9 protein-coding genes are annotated in these 11,746 nt (G+C 47.7%); 1 reads left to right on the top strand and 8 read right to left on the bottom strand.

The features are described from left to right. Positions 1-38: 38 nt before the first annotated feature. The 4 genes from DCMF_RS26195 to DCMF_RS26180 form a co-directional block, all read right to left on the bottom strand. Positions 39-1,160, bottom strand: a complete 1,122-nt coding sequence (locus DCMF_RS26195) for an ATP-NAD kinase family protein (RefSeq protein ID WP_236860126.1) — start codon at positions 1,158-1,160, stop codon at positions 39-41. A gap of 100 nt (positions 1,161-1,260) precedes the next feature. After that, entirely contained in the window at positions 1,261-2,820 is a 1,560-nt protein-coding gene (gene gcvPB / locus DCMF_RS26190) for an aminomethyl-transferring glycine dehydrogenase subunit GcvPB (protein ID WP_148137167.1), read from the bottom strand. Positions 2,821-2,848: 28 nt separating this feature from the next. Beyond that, positions 2,849-4,246, bottom strand: coding sequence for an aminomethyl-transferring glycine dehydrogenase subunit GcvPA (gene gcvPA, locus DCMF_RS26185; protein ID WP_148137166.1), 1,398 nt, complete (start codon positions 4,244-4,246; stop codon positions 2,849-2,851). Between the two features lie 425 nt (positions 4,247-4,671). Continuing rightward, the gene (locus DCMF_RS26180) at positions 4,672-5,925 is read right to left on the bottom strand and encodes a response regulator (protein WP_148137165.1); all 1,254 of its coding nucleotides are present in this window, start codon (positions 5,923-5,925) and stop codon (positions 4,672-4,674) included. A gap of 152 nt (positions 5,926-6,077) precedes the next feature. Here DCMF_RS26180 and DCMF_RS26175 point away from each other — a divergent pair, with 152 nt between their 5' ends. Beyond that, complete coding sequence (locus tag DCMF_RS26175) at positions 6,078-7,853, top strand: cache domain-containing sensor histidine kinase (RefSeq protein ID WP_148137164.1); 1,776 nt, start codon at positions 6,078-6,080, stop codon at positions 7,851-7,853. A gap of 13 nt (positions 7,854-7,866) precedes the next feature. Here the strand turns inward: DCMF_RS26175 and DCMF_RS26170 are convergent, their stop codons facing one another. The 4 genes from DCMF_RS26170 to DCMF_RS26155 are packed head-to-tail and all read right to left on the bottom strand — an operon-like array spanning position 7,867 to position 11,585. Beyond that, positions 7,867-8,334, bottom strand: a complete 468-nt coding sequence (locus tag DCMF_RS26170) for a MarR family winged helix-turn-helix transcriptional regulator (RefSeq protein WP_148137163.1) — start codon at positions 8,332-8,334, stop codon at positions 7,867-7,869. Beyond that, positions 8,297-9,922, bottom strand: a complete 1,626-nt coding sequence (locus tag DCMF_RS26165) for a DHA2 family efflux MFS transporter permease subunit (protein WP_148137162.1) — start codon at positions 9,920-9,922, stop codon at positions 8,297-8,299. Before DCMF_RS26165 ends, DCMF_RS26170 begins: the two co-directional genes overlap by 38 nt. Before the next feature lie 14 nt (positions 9,923-9,936). Beyond that, positions 9,937-10,590: an HlyD family secretion protein gene (locus DCMF_RS26160; RefSeq protein WP_148137161.1), complete on the bottom strand. Its 654-nt coding sequence runs from the start codon at positions 10,588-10,590 to the stop codon at positions 9,937-9,939. 17 nt (positions 10,591-10,607) lie between these two features. Beyond that, the gene (locus DCMF_RS26155; protein WP_148137160.1) at positions 10,608-11,585 is read right to left on the bottom strand and encodes an efflux RND transporter periplasmic adaptor subunit; all 978 of its coding nucleotides are present in this window, start codon (positions 11,583-11,585) and stop codon (positions 10,608-10,610) included. Positions 11,586-11,746: the final 161 nt, after the last annotated feature.

Raw genomic sequence — 11,746 nt, 5'->3', positions numbered from 1 at the left:
CCTCCTATTTCTTTTAAAATCCGACCGAGGATCCTCTTTTATTCGGCCTTATACATAACGGTTTGTTCATAACCAATAATCACTTGATAATAGCCGCTCATCAGTTTGTTCACTTCACAATCTCCCGTATCAATCAGCATGGGCCTTCTTTGCAGGGCGGTAATTTTCGTCCGGGGAGCGATCACAATCACATTTTCTTTACCAACCAGCCTCAAGACAGACGGACTGAGCTGTTGGTTCCCCCTGCCGAAGATATAGCCCTGGCCGCCGATGATGGTAACGACGATCTTGGCTTTTTTTCCCGCAATCAAGTCCAAAAGTTGTTTTTCCGTGACATCAGCTGCCACCAACTGTTTATTGAAGGCCACATCCACGCCCAATAAGGTATAAGGCAGGTGCAACTGCTCCATGATCGCCCTTGTGGTCGTACCCGGACCAATGAGATACAAACAATCTTCTTCCATGTTTTTCACCACGTGAGCAGCAATAGATTTTAGCGCTGATGCCTCTCCTTCCCCCCGCCCTGATTTTAGCCCCTGAACCAGTCTTTCTTCATGGGGTACGTTCAGATAACCGTATAATTTAGCGGTCACCCGCCCCAGCCGAAAGGCATCCTCATCAATATCCATGACTTCCGCTTCCTGCAGTTTTTTTATTTTGCCCAGGAAGTACAGGAAGACAAGTTCTCCCGCATTATTCGGGGTAGTGGCATAAACAGCCGAATGAATTTTCACGCCGGCCGGAATGCCGATCACGGGAACTGCCGTACCGATGGCATCATAAATATTTCTTGCGGTTCCATCACCTCCGGCGAAAAGGATCAGGTCCACACCCAAATCCACCATCTCCCGGGCTGCTCTCTTGGTATCCTCCGGGGTGGTTTCTCCCTTTTTAATGGTGCCGATCACCCGGTAATCAAGTGCACACCGACTGGCCTCATCTTCGCCCATTTCAAAGGGGTAGGTAATGATTTCCACTTCTTCTTTGATTTCCTCAATTCTTTCTAAAGCTTGGATGGCACGCTGGGGGGATTCCGGCCGGGCCCCCAGCTCTCTCGCCCTTCTTTGAATCTCTGCCCCATCGCTCCCTTTCAGGCCCACTCTCCCGCCTAAACCGGCTACCGGATTGACGATGAAACCTAATTTCTTCTTTTTGATCAAAATATCGCCCCCAACAAAGGTCAAAAGCTTGTTTTGCTTGTTTTGATACTATGCTCCACAAGCATGCTTTGTGGAGCATAGTATGAATGGTACTCTCTCACTATTTACTTCTGTGCTTCCGCACATAAGCTTTCCATGTGGTGGCCCATTTGTTCGGATCATCTAAAGCCGCTTCGTCATTTCTCTTGTGGGCAGAGGCCTTGTGGGGCGCATTCATCACAATCTCCGGATTGTGGTAGGCTTCTTCGCTTACTCTTTTTAGGATTGCCGCGTACTCATCCAAATCGTCCTTGGAGTAGGACTCACAAGGCTCCAGGGTCATAGGCTCGGGGATTTCCCAGGGATGGTGGCTGAACCAGTAATGAGGCAGGCTGTAGTCCACGATTCTGTTGCATACTTCCACCGTGCCCACCCCGGTGTCTTCCTTCAGTTTAGCCCAGGAATAGCGGACCTGCTCCTGCCTGCGGTGGCCGTTGCCCGCAAAGCATTCCGACAAGCCGGGAATCTCCAGCAGTTTCTTCTCAAAATAATTGTTGTTGATCACGGAAATATCCGCACATTCCCTTAATCCATCGGCCCCCAGGTTCATGGTCCAGGCATAAGCCTTGACCACAACTCCGGCCACGCTGATAAAATCTCTCACCTTGCCGATGCTTTGGGGGCGATTGTACTCTAAATAGTATTTCTTGCCGTCAAATTCCACGGTAGGCGCGGGAAGGTACTTGGCAAACTCTTCCTTGCAGCAGAGGGCGCCGCACGCCGGCCCGCTGGACCCGTGGGGGGTGCCGAAGGTCTTGTGCACATTAAAGTGGCACATGTCAAAGCCCGCTTCTTTGGCCCGGGCCACACCCAGGAAAGCGTTGGCATTGGCCTGGTCATAGAAGCACAAACCGCCCACCCCATGGACAATCTCCACAAACTCCGCCACTCTGGGGTTATAGAGGCCGATATCTTCCGGGTTCGTCATAAATATGGCCGCAGTGCGCTCCGACACGGCCGCTTTCAATGCTTCAATGTCAGGAAAACCGTCTTTGTCCGGGTAAAGGGTAATGATTTTAAATCCGGCCACATGGGGGGCAGCGGCATCGCAGGGATGGGAGAAGATGGTGGTAATCACCTCATCTCTTTGGTCTAGTTCGCCCTTTTCCTCCCAATAGGCGCGTACAATACTGGCGGCGGTATAGACGGCATGGTTCCCTCCCCCCGGTTGGAAGGTTACCCGGTCTAAACCGGATATTTCTTTGACGATCTGTTCGAACTTGTAATGAATCTCCAAGACGCCTTGGGTGGTATCATCATCCTGCAGGGGATGGAGTTCGGCAAACTTATGGCCGGCCACCAGATCTTCGTTGACCCGGGGATTGTATTTCATGGTGCAGGTGCCTTCACTGATATCATTGGTCAGGTTTGCACCCAGGGTTTCCTGGGACAAGCGCAGATAATGCTGCAAAACATGCTTTTGATCCATTTCGGGCAGATGCAATGCTTTTCTGCGCATGCCCTCCGGGATGGCAGAGAGGACATCGCCGGCGGCATTTTTAGTTTCTTCATCCGGCAGGGGCACCAGTACCCCTCTCTGTCCGGGCGTGGACAATTCATAAATAATTGGTTCGCACCATCGGGCCTCATGGAAGTCTTCTTTAATTTTCACAATACCCATTTATCTCACCCTTCCTTTCACGTATATCTTACAGTCCCCGAATCACTTGTTCCAAAGCAATAGCCAGCTTCTTGATATCTTCTTTCGTATGGACTTCGGTAATGCAGTACAGGGCGCTTTGACCGTATTCCGGGAACTCCCGGCTGAGATCCTTGCCGCCGAAGATGTGGTGATCCAATAAGGCCTTGTTAATTTCCCCTACCGTCTTGCCGGTGCCCTCAAAGCTGATAACAAACTCCTTAAAGCAGGGAGATTGAAGCACCGGCACCCGGATGCCTTTGATCCGGGAAAGCAAACCGACGGCATATTGGACCCGCTGCATGATCCCTTCCCCCAGCTCTTTGAACCCTTGGGGCCCCATCAGAGCCATATAAACGCCGGCAATAATGCCCCACAAGGCGGTGGTGGTGCCGATAAAGTCTTTGCCTTTTTCCCGGGAGGCATAAGAAGTCCTTTCAAAGAAAACTTCCCCAAAGCAGTACTCGCCTTCTTTGACGGAAGTGGTAATGCCATAGAGCAGGCCGGGATATTCCGCCACATACCTTTCCTCGTCACGGGTGCACACAAACCCGGCCAGTCCGCCCCCCCATTGCATATGCAGGCCCAAAGGCTGGTATTCGCCTACGGCAAAATCCGCCCCGTAGTCCGCCGGCGCTGTGATCACACCCAAAGAACTGGGATCAACGCCCACAATTACTTCCGCCTTGCTGTCATGGGCAATCTGAGCGATTTTCTCGCCCTGGATTTCAACAAAGCCCAAGTAAGACGGGTTTTCAAAATAAACAGCAGCGGTATGTGCAGAAACTTTAGCCTGAAGATCATCAAGATCCATTAGGCCGGTATCGTGGTCAAATTTCACCAATTCAATCTTAAGATCCGGTTTGCAATAATTTTTCACGACAGCCAATCTGCTGGGGCTAATCGTTCCCGCCACGAGAATTTCTTTCCGCCCCGTCATCCGTGCCGCCATCCGGCAGGCAATGGCGATGGCATTGGCCCAGTCATAGGTGGGTTTGTTCACGGCTTCCATGCCCACCATTTCACCGATCATGCTGGCGCTTTCAAACAGGGCTTGCCACTTGCCATGGTCTCCCTGGGCGTCTCCCACCACATAGGCTGTTAAAAATTCGTCCCGGGAGGCAATGGTATCCACCACTGACGGGACATAATGTTGCCAGGTACCTGCACCGAGAAAATTCAGATAATCTTTGCAGGACTGATTCTTGGCCAGGATGCCTTCCACGTGCCTTCTCAGTTCGTACTCGGAAAGGAAGGGCTCAGGGATCTGCATCGTGCCTTTAAAGCGCAGCTGATCCGGAATTTCGCGGTAAATATCCTCCGCACTGTTGATGCCGATTTCTTTGAGCAGTTTTGCCTTCTCTTCCGGCGCCGAATTGGGAATGTAAGGATAGACCACTTTACTCATGCGCAATTCCTCCTTTTTTCATGTTTGGGGACACTCTCCATTTTTCAGGCTGACTCCGGGGTGGGAGGGATTTCCCCAATAATGATTAAAGCCTAGTTCTGCAGTTTTTTCCCAATGCCTTTGATAAATAACGGCAGTTACTTTGCATAACAGGCACGCCCCACTTCACTGCCAGCTTCATCCTTCAGGGATAACCCGGCTGTTTTTTGCATTTTTGATCGCCTGTTTTGTATTTTCCGTTCTCAGGCTTGTCCTAAAGGCCACTAGAAAACTTGCTTGCGCCAAGACCCTGGCGACGGCGCAAGCCTTAGTTGCACTTATACTTTCAACCTTTTGAAACTTATAAATTCTGAAAGTACAAAAAAACAGGACAACTCTTCATTGTCCTGTCTTGTTTTGGGATAGGAATGAGAAAAATTCCTGTATTAGTCAGTATAAACACGATAAAGACATTCTTTCCCTTTCCGCACCTGTTTGCTACTTGCATTTAAATGAGGACTGCCGCCTGTTTGTTCATTGAAGAAAATTACCCGGTATTTCGTCGGGCTGATGCCGATGGCTTTTTTAAAAACCCGGTTGAAATGGGACACTTCCCGGTATCCCACCTCTAAAGCGATGGTGTGAATATTCAGCTCGGAATTTCTCAGTAAGGTTTTCGCCTCTGCTAAACGGAGACGGTTCAGGTATTCGGGATAGGTAAAACCTGTTTCCCGCTTCATGAGCCGGGAAAGGTGGGAAGAACTGAAATGAAATCGTTCGGAGATACTGTCCAGGGACAGGTCCTTGGACAGATTGGCCTTGATATAATGTAACACGCTTTTGACAACTTCTTTTTTGCTGGTGTCATTGGCCTGACTGGCCGAGACAAGCTCATCCTTGATCAGAGCGATACAGTTTTGGGCGTCGGAAAAGGTCTCCAGGCGGGAAATACTTTCGTAGAATTTCATTTTAAGTTCGTGGGCCTTGTGAGGATTAAAGCCTGCATCACAAAGATTCCTGGTGAGCACGGTGATAAATTCAAATAAGCGGATTTTTAAAACAGCGGGTAAATGGGGCAACTGAAGCAAGTCGTTCAAATAATCTTCCAGTGTGGAGACCAAAAGCCGCACATCATTATTTTGCAGCGCTTTCATCAGCACCTTTTCTTTGTCATAGTTAATGATTTCGAGTTTCCCGTCCAGTCCGGTAATATCATTGGTAAAATCGGCCCTAACCGACCGCTGATAAATATTTTTTAATACCTTCATAATTTCTTCCGGCTGAGCCGGTTTCAAGAGATATTCCTCAGCGCCGGCCCTTAAGGCTTCCTGAGCAAATTTAAACTCTTCATAAGCGGTTAAAATAATGATATGGGCTTGGGGTCTCATTTTTTTAATCACCTGAGTCGCTTCCAGCCCATCAATCCCGGGCATTTTTACGTCCATAAAAATTACGTCCGGAGAATAATTCTTGGCCAAGGCAATGGCTTCCCTGCCGTTACAGGCCTCTCCGATCACCTGATAGTCTTTAATTTGTTTTTGGAATAAGTTTTTCAGAAATACTCTTTCTATTTCTTCATCTTCGACAAGCAGTACCTTTTGCATCCGGTCTCCACCCCCACAGATCCCTCGTTTCGCTTCTTCAGCAATGCCTATGATCTTGTCGAGACTATTCTTTGTGATATCAAGGTCCAATTCCACAAAAGGTTTTTAAATCCTTCATCTTCCCGGCCAGTTGTCAAAATTTACAAAACACTTGCCTGAAAATGCAAACTTTTTCCCGGCTTCTTTTTAATGAATTGATGATTTATTCGTGTTATGATTGAATTAATATCCTGAGCAGGAGGGAAACAGTGGTTACCAGAAGCATTCAATCGCGCATGATCTTTACCTTTGTGTTTTTGATCGTGATTTTCTCGTCCAGTATTACCTTTTTGATTTATCATATTACAAAAAATCAGCTGCTCAGGCAAATCGATAAAAGCGCGGAGCTGACTTTAAAAAGTATCTCTAATTATATGGAGGGCTACTTATCGGAAAAGGCCCAGGTATCCAAGTCCATGACCCGGAATAAAGCGGTTCAGGATTACGATGAGGCTGCCTTAAAAAAATTATTGCCCCAAATCTTAAGTGAAAACCAGGAACTGAGCAATGCTTATGTCAGCACGGAGGACGGTAAAATTGTAGTTTTCTATAAAGATAATGGTAAAATTGTGGAATGGACACCTCCTGCCGGTTACGTACCTGCCCATCAGGGCTGGTATCGGCTTCCCGCTGAAGCCCAACAGCTGGTGATTACCCCTGCCTATACCGACGAAGTAACCCAAAGAACCATGGTTTCTCTAACAGCCCCCTATACGGACAGAGAGGGGCGTTTCCGGGGTGTGGTAGGCGTCGATATTACCCTTGACACCTTGGTGAAGCAAGTAAAAAGTATTAACATTGACGGGAATGGCAAAGCCCTGCTTGTGGACACGAGCGGAACGATTCTCGCTTTTAACGATGATTCGGTGGTCATGGAAAAAGTAACGGAACAAAAATCTTACCCGGGCCTGAAAAACTTTTTTGAGAAAAAACCTGCCCAAAAGACAGGTCAAAGTACCTACCTGGAAAGTGATGACACCGTCTACGATATTTATTTCTGCTCCGTTCCCCCGGCGAACTGGGTATTAGTTGTGATGATCCCCCATGCTGCCATCATGGCCCCTGTCTATCGGGTCACAACCGACTTTATCATGCTCGGCTTATGCGCGATCTTCATTTTTGGATCCGTCACGGCTGTTGTGGCGGGAAGAATTTCCAAACCGATTATTGCTTTGAGCAGACACGCCCAAAAAGTGGCCCGGGGTGATTTGACCGCGAACATAACCATCAAAAGCACCGATGAAATCGGTTTGCTTGCTCACTCCATCAATGACATGACTTTAAATCTGCGCAAATTAATTGACCAGATCAACAGCAACGCGGAAAGCGTAAAAATGAAGGCCCAATTGGAGAAATCCCTGAAAGAGGCTGAGCTGAAAGCGCTCCAGCTTCAGATCAATCCTCATTTTATGTTCAATGTTTTAAACAGCGTGAACCGGTTAATTAGTTTAGAGGAAGAAAAAAAGGCCCAACAGGTGTTGGACGCTTTTACAAAGATGCTCCGGTACAGCATGCGTGACATGGAAAATATCGTACCCCTGGAGAAAGAATTGGACTATGTGGAAAAATATTTGTTTTTACAGAACCTGCGTTTTGGCAACCGGGTAAAATACAAAATTCAGGTGCATCAAGAATTATTAAATTTACAGCTCCCCTTTTTTACTTTACAGCCGCTGGTAGAAAATGCTATTATTCATGGTCTGGAACCGAAAGAAAGCGGGGGCAGCATCCAGATCACAACGGAAGTGGTGGCAAACAAAATCGCCATTATGATTCAGGACAACGGCTTGGGCATCTCCCCGGAAAAATTAAAATTGCTCCAGAACATGGACATTGGTGCGGCAAATATCAGCAGTTCCGGCATCGGCATCAGCAACGTCCACAGCAGGCTAAAGCTATTCTTCGGAGACAATTATGGGTTTGACATTAAGAGTAAACTTTATGAAGGAACCACAGTCATCTTGACTTTCTGGGGCCAGGCTTGACTTGTTAAATAAGTCAAGCTTGGCCTCTTTTTTCCTTCATCAGCTTATGCAAAATATCCAGGCCGGTGATGATCTTTTCCAAGTCATCCTGGCTGGCACCCTTCAGGGCATCGCTGATGTATTTGCTCTTCAGCTCCGCCAATACATTATTCTTACGAAATTCTTCGGACAAGGATAGTCTGACAATGCGCCGGTTATCTTCCGGGATCTCCCTGACCACAGCCCCCTGGCAGACCAGCCTGTCCACAATCCCGGAAACCGTACTCTTTGACAAGCCCAAAATTTGGCTGATCTCGCTTAATGTGGCAAAGGGCTTATGATGCAAGCCAATCAGCACGCCCAGTTGAGGGCCGGTAAAACCATATTGCCTGGATTTTTCAAATATTTGGTCCTTATACATTTTTTGTATACCTTTAAAAAGAACTAAAACTCTTTCCGCAGGATTACTCCATAACGGGCCGGGCTCCGGCGTGGGATTCATAGGCAGCCTCCTTTTCTTTTCGATCATCTTTTGATTCTTTTGGTTCATTTATCTTTTTCCTGCTCATCATTAACACCAATGCGATGGCTCCGAACACGGCCAAAGCTGTTGTAATAATTGCATAGCTCATGGCATCCAGATAAGCTTGGGCATAGAGCATTTTGCCCAGCGTCGCTAAAGCCGTCCCATGGGCATCAGCCGAGGACAAGCCGTCTTTCAAAAAAACCCCCTGCAGCACTTTAATCACATGGTTTGAGGTTTGATTAAAAGAGGTAATCTGCTCGGTCAGCCTGGCATAGTTATAGTCTAACCGGCTGGAGATCATTGAAGTCATGAAAGTAATGGCGATGGCCTGCATAATGCTTCTCACGGTAGTGGCCAGGGCCGTTGCCTCCCCGAAGAGACGGCGAGGCACAGCATTCATCCCCGCTGTATTAACCGGCATCATGCAAAATCCCATCCCCATTCCCCGAATCGCCGCCACCAGGGTAATCGTGGCCCGGGGCGTATCCATGGAAAACTGGGACATTTCATAGGTGGCAGCCACGACGATCAAAAGTCCGGGAATGGTCACAATCTTGGCCCCCAGCTTGTCAAAAAGAGCGCCGCTGATGGGCATCATCAAGCCGGAAGCAATGGCAGAAGGAAAAAGAATTAAACCGGTTTCCATCGCGGTATATCCCCTTAAGTTTTGCAGAAAGAGGGGAAGTACATAAATCCCCCCCATCAAAGCCAGGGTAGTGATCCCCGTGATAAATTGGCTCATGGTAAAGTCATATATTTTGAACACCCGCAACTCCAGTAAAGGTTTGGGACAGGTCAATTCGTTCACCACAAAAATTAAAAGACAAAAACAGCCAAAGACCAGGAGCAAGGGGTATTCCGCACTTGCCCAGTCAATATCCGCCCACTCTCCCAGCACATATAGAATGCTGGCCACCCCGGCGATCACGGAAAAAAGCCCGATAAAGTCAAAATCACCCTGGTAAGGCTTCACCTTTGTCTCTTTGAGCAGCAATCCGGCAAAAATCACTCCAATGATGCCGATAGGGACATTCACATAAAAGATAAAGCGCCAATCCATATATTGAATAATATACCCGCCTAAGGTAGGCCCGATAGCAGGAGCCGCCATAGAGGCAATACCCCAAAAGCCCAAAGCCTTGCCCCGTTCATGAATCTCAAACATCTGCATCACATAGGACATGCCCACAGGCATAATCATGCCGCCGCCAATGGCCTGGACGACCCGGAAAGCTACCATGGAACTATTATTCCAGGCCAACCCGCACAAAAAGGATCCCAACGTGAAAAAAGCCAGGGCGAACATGAAAAGCTTTTTAATGCCAAAGGTCTCCGTCAGGAACCCGGTAATGGGTACAATGGAACCCATAGCCAAAGTATACGCCGTTAAGATCCATTTTGTCTGATCCAAACTTGATCCGAAGACACTCATCATTTTGGGAATGGCAATGTTCACAATGCTGCTGTCCAGCATTACCATAAAGGTGCCGATCACGACAACAAACAGGGCGGCCCATTTATAGGAGCCGTTGCCTGCATGTTCATGTATATCATGTTCTGTCATATCTATTCTCCCCATTACCTGATGTGAATTTTCACCACCGCATTCGTGCCAGGCAATAATTTTTCCCCTTTATTGTCAAATTCAATTTTAACCGGTATTTTTTGCACCACTTTGGTAAAGGTCCCGCTCGTGGATGAAGGAATGAGGGCAAATGTGGAATTGGCGGCCTGGCCGACAAACTTGACTTTCCCGGTAAACCTTTCCCCGGAGAATTGGTCTACCGTAAAATCAACCCTTTGCCCCTGCCTGATCCGGCCTAATTTTGTCTCTTCAATATTGGCACTGATATACAGCTTATCAGGATCGATCAAGATGGCGACAGCTTGCCCGGGAGAGATAATTTCCCCCACCGTGCCCTGTTTCTTGATCACAACGCCGTTGATCGGCGCCCTTAAAACAGATTGATCCAGGTTGGCATCGGTGAGATTGGTTGTTTCCTGGCGGCCCAGGATCTGGTCCTTAAAAACGGTGTCTCCTTCTTCAAAGTTTAATTCCAATAGTTTACCCGAAATCTGCGGTCCTACGGTAACAAGGTCCCCCGTCACGCGCGCATCTTCCGTTTTCACATAATTTGCGTTTTCAAACCAGTAATAAATGCCGATGCTTCCTAACACAAGGACCATCACAGCTAGGATGGACAAAATCAATTTTTTGCGTTTTTCATTCATCTTTCTCTCACCTGTCCTTAGTTTGTGATGCCAATTTCCGCAAACATGCCCGGCCTTAATAAGGAATCGGCATCCATCAATTTCACTTTCACGGAAACATTTTTACTGCCCGAGTCGATTACGGGATTAACCACAGAGACTTCTCCGGCAAATTCCTGATCGGGAATTTCCGAGACCCGGACAACCACCTTCTGCCCCACTTTCACTTTGTCTAAAAGCCCGGTGGGCAGCGAGGCGTTAATAAACAAGGACTGGGTATTTACGATGGACACAAGAACTTTTCCCGGCGTAGCCAATTCACCCACATTAATATTTTTCGCACTGACAATCCCGGAAACAGGAGACAAAATAGTTCCGTTGGCCAGCTGGGTTTTCGCCGCCTCCAAAGCTGCCTGAGATTGTTTTACTTGGGATTGTAAGACATTGATCGTCTCTTTTGTTTCTCCCTTGTTTAAGATATCCAGCGTATCTTTTGTGGAGGCATATTGGGCCTGTGCGGCGGCAAGCTGAGTTTGCGAGGCCTCCAATTGTGCTTGGGATACGGCACCGCTGTTAAACAGTTCTTTGTTTCTTTGATAAGTACTTTCTGCGTTTTCATAATTAATTTTCGCACTGTCCAGGGCAGCCTTAGCCTGGGCAATCTGTTCCGGCCGGGCCCCGGCTTTTGTCTTGGTTAAATTGGCTTCCGCAGTAGTAACCCCGGCCTGGGCTTGCGCCACCTGGGCCTGATAATCCTTGGTATCCAGGATCACCAAGGTGTCCCCTTTCTTTACCACAGAACCGACATCCACAGAGATATTGGCCACATTCCCGGAGATTTTTGTAGTAATATCGGCTTTTTCACCGGCATCAATCTTGCCTGCCATGACAAAAACCGGTTTGCTCGTTTCATCTTGGGTGCTTGGCTCCTGCTGCTTGGCACTTGCAGGTCCCCCTGAGCTGCATCCAGTAAATAGCAGTAGTGCTAAGAGAATAAGTGGAACGACTCTTTTCATGAAAACCCCTCCTATGTTAGTATGATAACAGTTCGTATACATACTGTTTGCGCAGATATTGTTATCATACTACAATTTTTTTGGGGCGTCAATAAAGTAATTTTCGATGGGATTCAAGGTTTAATAACACAAAAAAACTGAGTTGCCCCTCAGTTTTAATC

The sequence above is a fragment of the Candidatus Formimonas warabiya genome, from assembly GCF_002777255.1.
Taxonomy (GTDB): domain Bacteria; phylum Bacillota; class Dehalobacteriia; order Dehalobacteriales; family Dehalobacteriaceae; genus Formimonas; species Formimonas warabiya.
This window is presented reverse-complemented; position numbering and strand designations above follow the sequence as displayed.